Consider the following 14,844-nt stretch of genomic DNA (forward strand, 5'->3'; position numbering starts at 1 on the left):
AGCTACCCCGGGGATAACAGGCTTATCTCCCCCAAGAGTCCACATCGACGGGGAGGTTTGGCACCTCGATGTCGGCTCATCGCATCCTGGGGCTGTAGTCGGTCCCAAGGGTTGGGCTGTTCGCCCATTAAAGCGGTACGCGAGCTGGGTTCAGAACGTCGTGAGACAGTTCGGTCCCTATCCGTCGCGGGCGCAGGAAATTTGAGAGGAGCTGTCCTTAGTACGAGAGGACCGGGATGGACGCACCGCTGGTGTACCAGTTGTCTTGCCAAAGGCATAGCTGGGTAGCTACGTGCGGACGGGATAAGTGCTGAAAGCATCTAAGCATGAAGCCCCCCTCAAGATGAGATTTCCCATGGCGCAAGCTAGTAAGATCCCTGAAAGATGATCAGGTTGATAGGTCAGAGGTGGAAGCATGGTGACATGTGGAGCTGACTGATACTAATAGATCGAGGACTTAACCAACGCTTTTTAAAAAATGAAATACCTTCTTATTATCTAGTTTTGAAGGAACAACGTTCCTTTTATGTTTGGTGGCGATAGCGAAGAGGTCACACCCGTTCCCATTCCGAACACGGCAGTTAAGCTCTTCAGCGCCGATGGTAGTTGGGGGTTTCCCCCTGTGAGAGTAGGACGCCGCCAAGCCATTTAAAAAGATCAGCCATCCGGCTGGTCTTTTTTTTTGTAATTAAAAAAAATTTCCGTTTTCAGGGACAGTCCGGGCTGGCCTTATTTGAATTGGTTGCCTTATCATGAGGAGGAATGGATGAGCTGGGGAAATGGGGCAGAATTCTTAAGGAGAAGAAAAATTTCAGGTTTTACATCCATTTATATAGGGTATTTATATAAGATATTTCAACTTTAATGTTCAACGGGGTATGTAACTACATATAATTTGGAGAAAATGGATATTACAGAAAGAAAATGCATTTAAGTTGCAAAATGCATTATTCCTTGTATAATAATAGTCAAATATAGTCAAAGTCAGAATGGAGGAGGCTGAGTGAGAAACATATCTGATGTTATCGAAACTTATTTGAAGCAAGTACTTGAAATAAGTCAAAAAGATATCTTGGAGATAAAAAGAAGTGAAATAGCGGATAAATTTCAGTGTGTTCCTTCTCAAATCAATTACGTAATAAATACCAGGTTTACCATCGAGAGAGGTTATGTTGTAGAGAGTAAGCGTGGAGGCGGCGGTTATATACGCATCATGAAAGTGGAATCACAGGATTCCGTGCAACTTATCAACCACTTATTATCGCTTATTGGTTCCAGGGTAACTCAATCGATGGCTGAAGGAGTAATTTCACGGCTGATGAATGAAGACGTCATTAATGAAAGAGAAGCAAAGATTATGATGAGCGTCATAGATAGATCGGTGATTTATATCGACCTGCCTGACCGCGATGAGCTTAGGGCAAGAATTTTAACAGCGATGCTTACTACTTTAAAATATAAATGAAACTGGCAGAGGTGATGAACGTTGATTTGCCAAGAATGTCATCAAAGGCCTGCTACCCTGCACTTCACCAAAATCATCAATGGAAAAAAGACTGAAGTCATGATTTGTGAGAAATGTGCTCAGGAAAAAGGTGAAATGTTCATGGAGGCAGGTGGACCTGGTTTTTCAATAAATAATTTATTAGCAGGATTGTTGAATATGGAGTCGAATATTCAACAGACAAAGGCAAATGCATTTCCGAAAACGGAAGAGAGGCGCTGCCCGCATTGTCATCGATCTTATAAAGAATTTGTCCATATTGGCAAGTTTGGCTGTGCCGAATGTTATAAAACGTTCAATGAACAGTTAAATCCCATTTTAAAGAGGGTTCATAGCGGCAATACAGCACACATAGGGAAAATTCCAAAAAGGATTGGCGGCGCCATATATCTTCGAAAGCAAATTTTGGATTTGAAAGAAGTTTTAAAGGTCCACATTGATCAAGAGGAGTTTGAGAAGGCGGCAGAAGTAAGAGATAAGGTTCGTTCCCTTGAAAAAAGGTATGAAGCACAAGAGGGAGGCGAGGAAGTATGAGCTTGGAAAAGTTTGTAGAAAACGCCTTGAGTTCCTGGATGAGTGCCGAAGGTCCGGAAATCGATATTGTATTGAGTTCGCGGATTCGGCTGGCCAGGAATTTCAAAGACTTTACCTTCCCAACCTCCTTTTCGAACGAAGAAGCTAATAAAATCATTGAATTGATTAAAAAAAGAATCGAAGAGGAAGTAACCCCAGAGATTGGGAAATTGGAGCTATTAGAGATTGACCAATTGCAGCCACTGGAAAAGCGCGTTCTGGTTGAAAAACATTTAATCAGTCCTCATTTAGTTGAAGATTCAGCGAAAAGCGCGTGTCTCCTTTCGGAAAATGAAGAAATAAGTATCATGATAAACGAAGAGGACCATCTCCGTATTCAATGTTTAATGTCGGGGTTGCAGCTAAAGGAAACCTTAAAGATTGCAAATGTTCTTGACGATTGGATTGAAGAATCCATAGACTATGCATATGATGAAGAAAGAGGATACCTGACTAGTTGTCCGACTAATGTGGGAACAGGGTTAAGGGCTTCAGTCATGATGCATCTGCCGGGTCTGGTCCTTACACAGCAGATGAATAATATCATACCGGCTATCAACCAATTGGGGTTGGTGGTTCGAGGGATTTATGGAGAGGGCAGTCAAGCGTTGGGGAATATTTTTCAAATTTCCAATCAAATCACTCTTGGAAAATCGGAAAGGGATATCGTTGAAGATCTAACGAGTGTAGTGCAACAAATCATAGCCCAGGAACGGTCAGCGAGGGATGCATTAGCGAGGACTTCCCACATACAATTAGAAGATAGAATTTTCCGTTCATATGGGGTTTTGTCCAATGCTCGAATAATCGAGACAAAGGAAGCAGCTACATGTATCTCAGATGTTAGATTAGGGATAGATCTTGGGTATATAAAGAGTATTTCCAAAAGCATTCTAAATGAATTGATGATTTTGACGCAGTCGGGATTTTTACAAAAGTACGCAGGCGGCCCTTTAAGACCCCATGAAAGGGATATCCGTAGAGCAGCACTCATCCGGGAACGCTTGAATTTCACGGAATCTTCCTCCTCATAGAGGTTATTGACCCCTTTAGGGAGAATTAAATTTCATGTAATAGATATGGAGCAAGAATAAGCTTCTGCCATTACTTAGAGAATTGCCAGCAATTTTATTCAAAACGAAAATTCTTAAGGAGGAATTCCCTATGATGTTTGGTCGTTTTACTGAAAGAGCCCAGAAAGTATTAGCATTAGCCCAAGAAGAAGCAATCCGTTTAGGTCATAATAATATTGGCACGGAACATATTTTACTGGGCCTGGTCCGAGAGGGTGATGGTATTGCAGCCAAAGCGTTATATGCTCTTGGATTGGGTCCGGAGAAGATTCAGAAAGAAGTGGAAAATTTAATTGGTCGTGGACAGGATACGGCCCAAACGATACATTATACCCCAAGAGCCAAGAAGGTCATTGAGCTTTCCATGGATGAAGCAAGAAAATTAGGTCACTCATATGTTGGGACAGAGCATGTCCTTCTAGGTCTTATACGAGAAGGGGAAGGTGTCGCTGCCCGCGTATTGAATAATCTGGGAGTAAGTTTAAATAAAGCCCGACAACAAGTATTACAACTTTTGGGCAGCAATGAATCAGGTGGTCATCAAGGTTCAGCCGCTGCAAATGCAAGCACGCCGACACTAGATGGCCTTGCCCGTGATTTAACGGCGATTGCAAGGGAAGGAAGCTTGGATCCGGTTATCGGTAGAAGTAAGGAAATACAGCGTGTCATTGAGGTATTAAGCCGTCGTACAAAAAATAACCCAGTATTGATCGGTGAACCTGGCGTTGGTAAAACAGCCATTGCTGAAGGGCTTGCCCAACAGATTATCAATAACGAGGTACCTGAGATTTTACGTGATAAACGCGTCATGACACTTGATATGGGTACTGTTGTGGCTGGCACTAAATACCGGGGTGAATTTGAGGACCGGTTGAAGAAAGTCATGGATGAAATACGTCAGGCGGGTAATATCATCCTATTCATCGATGAATTGCATACATTGATTGGTGCAGGTGGTGCAGAAGGTGCCATCGATGCCTCCAATATCCTTAAACCATCATTGGCCCGTGGTGAATTACAATGTATCGGTGCTACAACTTTGGATGAGTACCGTAAGTATATTGAAAAGGATGCTGCCCTTGAACGTCGCTTCCAGCCAATCCAAGTCGATGAGCCGACAATTGAGGAATCCATCCAAATTCTCAAAGGTCTTCGTGACCGTTATGAGGCACATCACCGCGTATCGATCACTGACGAAGCGATTGATGCTGCAGTCAAATTATCAGACCGTTATATTTCCGATCGCTTTTTACCTGATAAAGCGATTGACTTGATTGATGAAGCTGGTTCCAAAGTTAGGCTGCGCTCATACACAACGCCACCTAACCTAAAGGAACTTGAAGTGAAACTAGATGATGTTCGCAAGGAAAAGGATGCTTCCGTTCAGAGTCAGGAATTTGAAAAAGCTGCTTCGCTTCGCGATACAGAACAACGCTTAAGAGAACAATTGGAAGAAACAAAAAAAACTTGGAAAGAAAAACAAGGGCAGGAAAACAGTGAAGTGACTGTGGATGACATTGCACACGTCGTATCCAGCTGGACGGGAGTGCCGGTCACTAAATTGGCGCAAACAGAGTCAGACAAACTGCTTAATATGGAGTCAATCCTCCATGATCGTGTAATTGGGCAGGAAGAGGCCGTCATTGCGGTTTCTAAAGCAGTACGGCGTGCGAGGGCAGGTTTGAAAGATCCTAAGCGTCCAATTGGTTCATTCATCTTCCTGGGGCCTACAGGGGTCGGTAAAACCGAGCTAGCCCGTGCTTTGGCGGAATCCATTTTTGGTGATGAAGATGCCATGATCCGCATCGATATGTCCGAATATATGGAGAAACATTCGACTTCACGTCTTGTTGGATCGCCTCCAGGATATGTTGGGTACGAAGAAGGCGGTCAGTTAACGGAAAAAGTGCGGAGGAAACCATACTCCGTCGTTCTGCTTGATGAAATAGAAAAGGCGCATCCGGATGTCTTCAATATTCTTCTTCAAGTGTTGGAAGACGGAAGACTGACAGATTCCAAGGGGCGTACTGTCGATTTCAGGAATACCATTCTGATCATGACATCGAATGTAGGTGCGTCTGCCTTGAAAACTGATAAGTATGTCGGCTTTAACATCCAGGATACTGGGCAGGACTATAAAAATATGAAAGGGAAAGTGATGGAAGAACTAAAACGTGCATTCCGTCCGGAATTCCTGAATCGTATTGATGAAACTATCGTGTTCCACTCATTAGAGAAGGATCATTTGAAACAAATCGTTACATTAATGTCAAATCAGCTTACTACCCGTTTGAAAGAACAGGAGATATACTTGGAGCTGACAGATGCGGCTAGAGAAAAAATTGCCACGGAAGGTTTTGATCCGGAATATGGGGCAAGGCCAATCCGCAGGGCGCTTCAGAAGCATGTAGAGGATTATCTATCCGAAGAGTTGCTTAAAGGCAACGTGAAAAAAGGGCAAACGGTCGTAATGGATGTCGTGAATAATGAGTTTGCAATCCGACAAGGCGAGCCTGTTAATGTAAGTGAATAACCTGATCCTAAACTTCGAGGTACACGCAGATTCTTTTGCAGTGTACCTCTGTTTTTTATCTATAGGTAGATATGAGTATAAACGGGACAAGCAAAGTGAATATTTTTTTAAAAAAACTTAGCCTTAAGAAGGTTTAAATAAAACAGAGATATAATATCCTTAATATAGATATTTTTTCCAAAGGAAGAGGAGTAATTTATGGCTGTAAAAAAGAAAACAAAATTTATGTGTCAGTCTTGTGGGTATGAGTCCGCGAAATGGATGGGGAAATGCCCAGGCTGCGGTGAATGGAACAAAATGGTCGAGGAAACCGAAATCGTTAAACCTGCAAGAAAAGGCGCTTTTACCCATTCAGAGGTTAGAGTTTCCGGGGAACGGGAGAAGGCAGCACCCATAACGACCATTCAGTCAGAAAAAGAACCACGCATTAAGACGGATCTAATGGAATTGAATCGTGCTCTTGGGGGCGGGATCGTACAGGGATCACTTGTATTGATCGGAGGGGACCCGGGTATCGGTAAGTCCACCCTGCTTCTACAGGTATCATCCCAATTGGCGCATAAACAGAAAAAAGTGCTTTATATATCAGGTGAAGAATCAGTCAAGCAAACCAAATTGAGAGCGGACCGGCTTGGGACCATGTCAGAAAATCTATTCGTTTATTCTGAAACCGATATGGACTATATCCAACAGGCAATTACAGACGTTAAACCGGATTTGGTCATAATTGACTCGATTCAAACGGTTTACCATTCTGAGGTTACATCTGCCCCGGGAAGCGTTTCACAAGTGAGGGAATGCACAGCCTCACTCATGCGCATTGCTAAAACGAACGGGATTGCGATTTTTATCGTCGGTCACGTTACAAAAGAAGGGGCCATTGCGGGACCACGGCTGCTTGAGCACATGGTGGACACCGTATTATATTTTGAAGGGGAAAGACACCATACATATCGAATTATACGTGCGGTTAAAAATCGCTTTGGTTCGACGAATGAGATGGGTATTTTTGAAATGAAGGAACATGGATTGGAAGAGGTGGCGAATCCATCGGAAATTTTCCTTGAAGAACGGTCGCAAGGAGCTTCGGGGTCCACAGTCGTCGCATCCATGGAGGGCACAAGGCCGGTGCTTGTTGAAATTCAAGCATTGATTTCTCCTACGAGTTTTGGCAATCCGAGGCGGATGGCCACAGGAATTGACCACAATCGAGTTTCGCTTTTAATGGCTGTCCTGGAAAAGAGAGTGGGCTTGCTGCTCCAAAACCAAGATGCGTATTTAAAGGTTGCTGGCGGTGTCAAGCTGGATGAACCGGCAATTGACCTCGCTGTCGCAATAAGCATTGCATCAAGCTTCCGTGATAAACCAACAAACCCTGCCGATTGCATCATTGGTGAAGTGGGGCTGACTGGTGAAGTGAGAAGGGTGTCACGAATTGAACAAAGGGTGCAGGAAGCAGCGAAATTAGGGTTTGAGCGGGTTATCATACCGGCTAATAATATAGGAGGGTGGACCGCGCCGAAAGGTATTAAGATCATTGGTGTTTCATCGGTTTCGGAGGCTCTTAAACAATCGTTAGGGGGTTAAGCATGACAGATAAAAAAGGGTATGAGAAAACAAAATTGGAAATTCTGCAAATCGTAGCACCGGGTACCCCGCTTCGGGAGGGGATTGAAAATGTCCTGAGGGCAAACACGGGCGGTTTGATAGTGGCCGGATATAATGAGAAGGTGCGAACGATCGTGGATGGCGGCTTCGAAATCAACTGCAGCTGTACCCCCAGTACATTATATGAGTTGGCGAAGATGGACGGGGCCATCATTTTAAATGAAACCGCCGATAAGATCATTTTTGCAAATGCCCAATTAGTGCCTGATAACAGTACACCTTCCACTGAAACGGGAATGAGGCATAGGACAGCGGAACGGGTGGCTAGGGAGACCAAGTCGTTGGTCATCGCAATCTCACAACGCCGGAATGTCATCACTTTATATCAGGGCAATTTCCGGTATGCCCTTAAAGATATAGGAGTCATACTTGCCAAGGCTAATTTAGCCATCCAGACCTTGGAAAAATACAAGGTGGTCCTGCAGCAGAGCATATCGGTTTTAGGAGCGCTCGAGTTTGAGGAAATCGTGACCTATGCCGATCTTTTGCAGGTATTTCACCGTTATGTGATGGTGCTCAGGATCAAGGCGGAGCTGCTGACGTACCTTAATGAGCTTGGTACGGAAGGAAGGCTGATCCGTTTGCAAATGAATGAAATCCTGGCAGATATTGAAACGGAAGGGAAATGGCTTATCAAGGATTATACCTCCAGTAATGATGAAAATCCCGAGGAAATCATTTTTAGGCTTCAAGAGTTGGCCATGCAGGAAAAACTGGATGAAAGCATTCTTCTTAAGGTGCTGGGCTATCATGGATACATTCATCTTGATGAGTCAGTACATCCCCGTGGTTACCGTATTCTTCATAAAATCCCACGCTTGCCGGGTTTGATCATCGAAAATTTAGTGAAACAGTTCGGAAGCTTTAGTGAAGTCAATAAAGCTACGGTTGAAAACCTTGACGATGTGGAGGGTATAGGTGAAGTCCGGGCAAATAAAATTAAAGAAGGACTCCGAATTTTGAAAAATCAGCTGGTCACAAATAGAAGGATGTAAGGTGCAGCCGGCTTTTAAAAAACTCCTGAACGGGCTTGAAATTGATTGGTGTTTATTTTTGACACTCAAAACTCGGGGTGCTAGGCTAATATTACGAAAAAGAGAAGAATTCATATTTGTAAATCCATTATCCTTAAGTGAATTTAATGTATATAGTGAAAACGAATTTTCAAGGTTTCATTTTATTTTATTGGTCAATAATGAGTAGAAGGAGGTGAAAGGGATGTTAAAACGCATTATACAAGCATGCTTCTTAATAGTCGGCGGAACACTTGGTATGTTGCTTATTCCGGAATTATTAATTGTTTTACATGCAGACGATATTGCTTTATTAAACAATCCTTATGTAAGTGTACTGTTGGGTGCCATTATCTTTTATCTTATAACTTTTTGGGCAGTAGATCATGTGATCTACTTTATGAAATGGCTGGAGGAACAGCTTGTAAAGATACCGATTACGGATATAATCTTTGGCAGCGTAGGTCTTTTAGTTGGATTGCTGGCAGCGTTCTTGGTTGGATCCGCATTCAGTGCCATCAAGGTTCCCATTTTGAATACAGTGGTTCCTATCATCCTTACGCTTTTATTTGGATATCTTGGTTTTCAGGTGGGCTTTAAAAAACGTGATGAGCTATTGAGTTTATTCACGAAAAGCAATAAGAAAAAGAACTCGGATGGTGAAGCAAGCGAAGAGGATGAAGAGGGGTATAGCAAGCGCCTGAAGATTCTCGATACAAGCGTCATCATTGATGGCAGAATTGCGGATATTTGTCAGACGGGCTTTCTGGAGGGTACCATAGTCATTCCTCAATTCGTATTAAACGAATTGCAGCACATTGCCGATTCATCTGATGCATTGAAAAGGAATCGTGGAAGGCGCGGTTTGGATATCCTGAATCGGATTCAAAAAGACCTGCCGATTAAAGTGGAGATGTACGAGGGGGATTTTGAAGACATTCAGGAAGTGGACAGTAAACTAGTGAAGCTTGCCAAAATATCGGGCGGGATGGTCGTTACCAATGATTTCAATTTAAACAAAGTATGCGAGTTTCAAAATGTGGCGGTACTTAATATCAATGACCTGGCCAATGCCGTAAAACCTGTTGTACTTCCTGGGGAAGAGATGAACGTTCAGGTCATAAAGGACGGGAAAGAGCAGAACCAGGGCATCGCTTATTTGGACGATGGAACCATGATCGTTGTCGAGGGTGGCCGTGACCATATCGGGAAACGGATTGATGTACTTGTCACAAGTGTATTGCAAACCTCTGCAGGCCGGATGATATTCGCTAAACCGAAACTATTAGAAAAAGCATTATAAAGAAGAGTAGGAGAAACCGTTATGTTTTATGAAGTAGTGATACCTGCAGCTGGACAAGGCAAAAGAATGAAAGCGGGCAAGAATAAACTTTTTATTGAACTATCGGGTATCCCGATCATTGTTTATACACTGCGTGTCTTCGAAGAAGATCCTGACTGTCGGGGGATTATCCTTTCGATAAACCCCGCAGAAAAGGATTATTTCAATCAATTGATAGCAGCGAATGGGCTTAAAAAGGTCAAGAAACTGGTCATGGGTGGCAAGGAGCGCCAACAAAGCGTTTATAATGGACTGCAACATGCAGAAGAAGACATCGTCCTGGTCCATGACGGTGCCCGCCCTTTTATTACCCTAGGGCAAATCAGTGAATTGACTACTGCTGCCTCCCTTCATGGAGGTGCCGTAATTGCAGTGCCCGTTAAGGATACGATTAAAAAAGCGGCAAACAAAAAGGTATTGGAAACAGTGGAACGATCAAGCTTGTGGGCGGTGCAAACTCCACAAGCTTTTCGTGTATCCATATTAAAAAGTGCGTATGAACAGGCAGAAGCTGAAGAATTTTTAGGGACGGACGATGCAAGTTTACTAGAGCGGATCAATGAACAGGTAGTTATTATTGAGGGCAATTATGATAATATTAAGATTACGACTCAGGAAGACCTTTATTTTGCAGAAGCGATTTTACATAAACAACAACATGGAAAACGATGATTGGGGAGAATGATATGTTTAGAATAGGACAAGGATATGACGTTCATCAGCTTGTGGAAGGCAGGCCTTTGATAATTGGCGGGATTACGATTCCGTATGAGAAAGGACTGCTGGGTCATTCGGATGCGGATGTCCTTCTGCATACTGTTGCCGATGCCTGCTTGGGGGCAATTGGTGCAGGGGATATCGGTAAGCATTTTCCGGATACCGACCCTGAATTTAAAGATGCCGATTCGGCAAAACTGCTGCAGTATATTTGGGCGATCGTAAAAAAAGAAGGATATTCCCTAGGCAATGCGGATTGTACAATCATTGCACAAAGCCCGAAAATGGCACCGTATATCGAGGAAATGCGAGGCAGGATTGCAGAACTTTTAGATTCCTCGATAGACAGGATTAATGTAAAGGCGACCACAACGGAGAAACTTGGATTTACAGGCAGGGGCGAAGGAATCGCTGCACAGGCTGTTGTTTTATTGGTCAAATCAAACTAAATCGTTTTTAGAGTGGATGCCTTTATCCCAATGTATTTAAATGATAATATAAACAATAGAATAGAACGACTGGGAGGTCTATATATATCATGAGCAGCGATATTCGAGTTCGCTATGCACCGAGTCCGACTGGACATTTACATATTGGTAATGCACGGACTGCTTTATTTAATTATTTATACGCACGAAATAAAGGCGGGAAATTCATCATCCGTATTGAAGATACCGACCAAAAGAGAAATATTGAAGGCGGAGAGGAAAGTCAGCTTAAATATTTGAAATGGCTTGGCATGGATTGGGATGAAGGTGTTGATGTTGGCGGTGAATACGGTCCATACCGTCAATCCGAAAGGAACGACCTTTATCAGGAATTGTATCAAGAGCTTTTGGATAAGGGTTTAGCATATAAATGCTATTGTACGGAAGAAGAGCTTGAAGCAGAGCGTGAAGGACAGGTCGAACGCAATGAAACGCCAAAATATTCCGGGAAGTGCAAGCATTTAACTGAGGAAGAGCAAGCGGAACTAGTGGCACAAGGAAGAAAACCGAGCATTCGCTTTGCCGTTCCAGCTGGGAAGGTCCTTACTTTCAAAGATATGGTCAAGGATGAGGTTTCATTTGAAACAGATGGCTTTGGTGATTTTGTCATCGTTAAAAAAGATGGCATTCCAACCTATAACTTTGCAGTGGCCGTCGATGATCACTTGATGAAGATTTCCCATGTCCTTCGCGGTGATGATCATATCTCCAATACTCCAAAACAATTGATGATTTATGAAGCTTTCGGCTGGGAACCGCCGGTATTCGGACATATGACGCTGATTGTAAACGAAAGCAGGAAGAAACTGAGTAAACGTGATGAGTCGATCATTCAATTCATTGAACAATATGAAGAGCTTGGCTATGTACCTGAAGCTTTATTCAATTTCATTACATTACTAGGATGGTCTCCGGTCGGGGAGGAAGAGATATTCACGAAGGAAGAATTCATTAATCTTTTCGATGCTGACCGTCTGTCTAAATCACCTGCACTTTTCGATAAGCAGAAGCTTACTTGGATGAATAATCAATATGTGAAGCAATTGGACGTCAATCGTGCAGTGGAATTGTCATTGCCTCACTTAATTAAAGCCGGGAAGGTTTCAGAGACACTGACCGCCGAAGAAGAAGAGTGGGTACATGGGCTTGTTTCACTTTTTCAAGAACAGATGAGCTATGGAGCGGAAATAGTCGAGCTTTCTGAACTGTTTTTCAAGGATGAGGTCGAGTTCGAGCAAGAAGCTAAGGAAGTGCTGGCTGAAGAACAGGTACCTGAAGTCATGAAAGCTTTCCTTCAGGAGATCGAAGGGCTTGAAGAATTTAATGCGGATGAAATCAAGAAGTCGATTAAAGCCGTACAAAAAAGCACAGGGCATAAAGGGAAAAAATTATTCATGCCGATAAGGGCTGCCGTCACGGGTCAAACACATGGTCCTGACTTGCCTAAGGCAATTTCATTACTGGGCAAAGAAAAAATTAAACAGCGTATTCAGAGTATTTTATATTAACAATTTGTCGAAAATGTAATATAGTATTTAATAATCTTACAAAAGAACGCGTAGATGGGGAGAAGTAAGTAAACGAAGCTTTTTAGAGAGAACCATAACCTGCTGAAAGTGGTTCAGGCCTCTCGTTTTCTGAAATGCACCCTTGAGTCCTTTGCTGAACTAACCTATAGTAGGCACAGGCGGAATGTCCTCCGTTACAGGGATTAAAGTTGGGGATGAAAAACAGGAAAAAGCTTTACCTGGTTCGTACATTCCAAACAGAGTGGAACCGCGCTTCAAGCGTCTCTGTCTATTTGGACAGAGACGCTTTTTTATATGCTTTAAAAGCTTCAAAAGGGGATGTTGGAAAAGGACGGAACATAGGGGGGAATCATTTTGTTAAGGATGTTTAAAGAAGATATCGAAGTGGTTTTTGATCAAGATCCTGCTGCGCGCAGCTATTTGGAAGTCATATTGACGTACGCGGGTTTACATGCGATTTGGAGTCATAGGATGGCTCATGCACTATTTAAGAGGAAATTCTTTTTCCTGGCGAGAAGCATATCTCAAATCAGCCGGTTTTTTACCGGAATCGAAATTCATCCAGGGGCTACGATTGGCCGTCGTTTCTTCATTGACCATGGAATGGGGATCGTCATTGGCGAAACTTGTGAAATTGGCGACAATGTATCCGTCTTTCAAGGTGTAACACTTGGGGGGACCGGAAAAGAAAAGGGAAAACGTCATCCTACGATAAAGGATAATGTTTTGATAGCTACAGGAGCAAAAGTGCTGGGTTCCATCACTGTTGGGGAAAACTCGAAAATCGGTGCGGGATCGGTCGTTCTAAAGGAAGTGCCACCTAATTCTACAGTGGTGGGCATTCCAGGTAAAGTGGTCATTCAAGATGGCATCAAAATCAATAAAGACCTAAATCATTGTGATCTTCCTGATCCAATCGCTGATCGCTTTAAGGAATTGGATAGTGAAATCAGGGCCTTAAGAGCAAGGTTGGCCGAACAGAAGCAGGAAGAAAGGAGTTTATAATATGGCGATTAAAATATATAACACGGCAACAAGAAAAAAGGAAACCTTCGTCCCGATTGAAGAGGGAAAGGTGAAGATGTATGTATGCGGACCCACTGTCTATAATTACATTCATATTGGCAATGCAAGACCGGCAATCGTATTCGATACCGTTCGTAGGTATTTGGATTACCGTGGATATGATGTGCAATTCGTTTCGAACTTCACGGATGTGGATGATAAGCTGATTCGCGCGGCAAAAGAATTGGGGGAAGATGTTCCGACCATATCTGAGCGTTTCATCAAGGCGTATTTTGAAGACGTGTCGGCATTGGGCTGCAAAAAAGCGGATGCTCACCCGACCGTAATGGAGAACATGGATGCAATCATTGAATTCATCTCGGCGCTAATCGAGAAAGGATTCGCTTATGAATCGGAAGGGGATGTGTATTACCGCACTCGTAAGTTTGAGGGATATGGCAAGCTTTCACATCAGTCCATCGATGAGCTTCGAGTGGGGGCACGTATTGAAATAGGGGAGAAAAAACAAGATGCCCTTGATTTTGCCCTTTGGAAAGCGGCCAAGGATGATGAAATATCATGGGAGAGCCCATGGGGTAAGGGGCGTCCTGGCTGGCATATCGAATGCTCCGCAATGGTCAAAAAGTATTTGGGGGATACCATCGATATTCATGCAGGAGGTCAAGATCTGGCATTCCCGCATCATGAAAATGAAATTGCACAATCCGAAGCATTGACGGGTAAGACCTTTGCGAATTATTGGATGCATAATGGGTATATAAATATTGAGAATGAAAAAATGTCTAAGTCCTTAGGCAATTTCGTCCTTGTGCATGACATCATTCAGAAGCATGATCCACAAGTGTTACGCTTCTTCATGTTATCAGTACATTACCGTCATCCGATCAATTATAGTGAAGAAGTGCTTGAAAATGTAAAAGCGTCCCTTGAACGCTTAAGGACATCATATCAAAATTTAAAGCATCGCCTTCAAGTAAGTGACGGATTGACTGAGAATAATGATGTTTGGTTGGAGAAGCTGAATGATTTACATGAACAATTCATTAAGGAAATGGACGATGATTTCAACACAGCTAATGCAATATCCATGCTTTTTGAACTTTCCAAACAGGCAAATTATTACTTGATGGAGAAAAACACAGACAAGGAAGTAATTGATGCTTTCCTTGATAAATTCAACATCTTATTTTCTGTCCTCGGTTTGTCCCTTGAAGAAGAGGGGCTTTTGGATGAGGAAATTGAAGGGTTGATACAGCAAAGGATTCAAGCGCGGAAAGACCGCAATTTTGGATTATCTGATGAAATTCGCGATCGCTTGAAAAACATGAATATCATATTAGAGGATACCCCTCAAGGTACAAGATGGAAAAGAGGGTAA

General features: G+C 43.0%; 12 protein-coding genes, 2 rRNA genes and 1 other annotated feature (1 of these 15 running past the window's edge). All 14 genes read left to right on the forward strand.

The window, feature by feature from the left end; genetic code table 11:
• Positions 1 to 465: ribosomal RNA gene (locus tag ACJ9PY_RS00535) — 23S ribosomal RNA — on the forward strand; it begins 2,468 nt to the left of the window's first position.
• A gap of 64 nt (positions 466 to 529) precedes the next feature.
• Positions 530 to 645, forward strand: a 5S ribosomal RNA gene (rrf, locus tag ACJ9PY_RS00540).
• Between the two features lie 358 nt (positions 646 to 1,003).
• On the forward strand, positions 1,004 to 1,465 hold the full coding sequence (locus ACJ9PY_RS00545) for a CtsR family transcriptional regulator (RefSeq protein ID WP_034305095.1): 462 nt from the start codon (positions 1,004 to 1,006) through the stop codon (positions 1,463 to 1,465).
• 21 nt (positions 1,466 to 1,486) lie between these two features.
• Positions 1,487 to 2,038 carry a UvrB/UvrC motif-containing protein gene (locus tag ACJ9PY_RS00550; RefSeq protein ID WP_187050325.1) on the forward strand — a complete coding sequence of 184 codons (552 nt, stop codon included), beginning with the start codon at positions 1,487 to 1,489 and terminating at the stop codon, positions 2,036 to 2,038.
• Positions 2,035 to 3,111, forward strand: a complete 1,077-nt coding sequence (locus tag ACJ9PY_RS00555) for a protein arginine kinase (RefSeq protein ID WP_034305092.1) — start codon at positions 2,035 to 2,037, stop codon at positions 3,109 to 3,111. The genes ACJ9PY_RS00550 and ACJ9PY_RS00555 overlap by 4 nt, the downstream gene beginning before the upstream one ends.
• A gap of 130 nt (positions 3,112 to 3,241) precedes the next feature.
• Positions 3,242 to 5,683, forward strand: coding sequence for an ATP-dependent protease ATP-binding subunit ClpC (gene clpC, locus ACJ9PY_RS00560; protein WP_034305090.1), 2,442 nt, complete (start codon positions 3,242 to 3,244; stop codon positions 5,681 to 5,683).
• Positions 5,684 to 5,881: 198 nt separating this feature from the next.
• The gene (radA, locus tag ACJ9PY_RS00565) at positions 5,882 to 7,270 is read left to right on the forward strand and encodes a DNA repair protein RadA (protein ID WP_053537036.1); all 1,389 of its coding nucleotides are present in this window, start codon (positions 5,882 to 5,884) and stop codon (positions 7,268 to 7,270) included.
• Positions 7,271 to 7,272: 2 nt separating this feature from the next.
• Positions 7,273 to 8,346, forward strand: coding sequence for a DNA integrity scanning diadenylate cyclase DisA (gene disA / locus ACJ9PY_RS00570; RefSeq protein WP_034305085.1), 1,074 nt, complete (start codon positions 7,273 to 7,275; stop codon positions 8,344 to 8,346).
• A gap of 223 nt (positions 8,347 to 8,569) precedes the next feature.
• Entirely contained in the window at positions 8,570 to 9,667 is a 1,098-nt protein-coding gene (locus ACJ9PY_RS00575; RefSeq protein ID WP_411739338.1) for a PIN/TRAM domain-containing protein, read from the forward strand.
• A gap of 21 nt (positions 9,668 to 9,688) precedes the next feature.
• On the forward strand, positions 9,689 to 10,378 hold the full coding sequence (gene ispD / locus ACJ9PY_RS00580; RefSeq protein WP_098865953.1) for a 2-C-methyl-D-erythritol 4-phosphate cytidylyltransferase: 690 nt from the start codon (positions 9,689 to 9,691) through the stop codon (positions 10,376 to 10,378).
• Between the two features lie 14 nt (positions 10,379 to 10,392).
• Entirely contained in the window at positions 10,393 to 10,872 is a 480-nt protein-coding gene (gene ispF, locus ACJ9PY_RS00585; protein WP_057276469.1) for a 2-C-methyl-D-erythritol 2,4-cyclodiphosphate synthase, read from the forward strand.
• 89 nt (positions 10,873 to 10,961) lie between these two features.
• Positions 10,962 to 12,419 (forward strand): glutamate--tRNA ligase, encoded by a 1,458-nt coding sequence (gltX, locus tag ACJ9PY_RS00590; RefSeq protein ID WP_053537039.1) that lies wholly within the window; start codon positions 10,962 to 10,964, stop codon positions 12,417 to 12,419.
• A gap of 42 nt (positions 12,420 to 12,461) precedes the next feature.
• Positions 12,462 to 12,709, forward strand: a binding site (T-box leader).
• Positions 12,710 to 12,803: 94 nt separating this feature from the next.
• Complete coding sequence (gene cysE / locus ACJ9PY_RS00595) at positions 12,804 to 13,445, forward strand: serine O-acetyltransferase (protein WP_194719511.1); 642 nt, start codon at positions 12,804 to 12,806, stop codon at positions 13,443 to 13,445.
• A gap of 1 nt (position 13,446) precedes the next feature.
• On the forward strand, positions 13,447 to 14,844 hold the full coding sequence (cysS, locus tag ACJ9PY_RS00600; protein ID WP_283929769.1) for a cysteine--tRNA ligase: 1,398 nt from the start codon (positions 13,447 to 13,449) through the stop codon (positions 14,842 to 14,844).

The organism is Peribacillus sp. S4, from assembly GCF_046715815.1.
Lineage (GTDB): Bacteria > Bacillota > Bacilli > Bacillales > DSM-1321 > Peribacillus > Peribacillus frigoritolerans.

What these genes read in the sequence shown, in the direction of transcription:
- ACJ9PY_RS00555 (WP_034305092.1), top strand. Translation starts at nt 2,035, where the DNA reads ATGAGCTTGGAAAAGTTTGTAGAAAACGCCTTGAGTTCCTGGATGAGT.
- clpC (WP_034305090.1), top strand. Translation starts at nt 3,242, where the DNA reads ATGATGTTTGGTCGTTTTACTGAAAGAGCCCAGAAAGTATTAGCATTA.
- radA (WP_053537036.1), top strand. Translation starts at nt 5,882, where the DNA reads ATGGCTGTAAAAAAGAAAACAAAATTTATGTGTCAGTCTTGTGGGTAT.
- disA (WP_034305085.1), top strand. Translation starts at nt 7,273, where the DNA reads ATGACAGATAAAAAAGGGTATGAGAAAACAAAATTGGAAATTCTGCAA.
- ACJ9PY_RS00575 (WP_411739338.1), top strand. Translation starts at nt 8,570, where the DNA reads ATGTTAAAACGCATTATACAAGCATGCTTCTTAATAGTCGGCGGAACA.
- ispD (WP_098865953.1), top strand. Translation starts at nt 9,689, where the DNA reads ATGTTTTATGAAGTAGTGATACCTGCAGCTGGACAAGGCAAAAGAATG.
- ispF (WP_057276469.1), top strand. Translation starts at nt 10,393, where the DNA reads ATGTTTAGAATAGGACAAGGATATGACGTTCATCAGCTTGTGGAAGGC.
- gltX (WP_053537039.1), top strand. Translation starts at nt 10,962, where the DNA reads ATGAGCAGCGATATTCGAGTTCGCTATGCACCGAGTCCGACTGGACAT.
- cysE (WP_194719511.1), top strand. Translation starts at nt 12,804, where the DNA reads ATGTTTAAAGAAGATATCGAAGTGGTTTTTGATCAAGATCCTGCTGCG.
- cysS (WP_283929769.1), top strand. Translation starts at nt 13,447, where the DNA reads ATGGCGATTAAAATATATAACACGGCAACAAGAAAAAAGGAAACCTTC.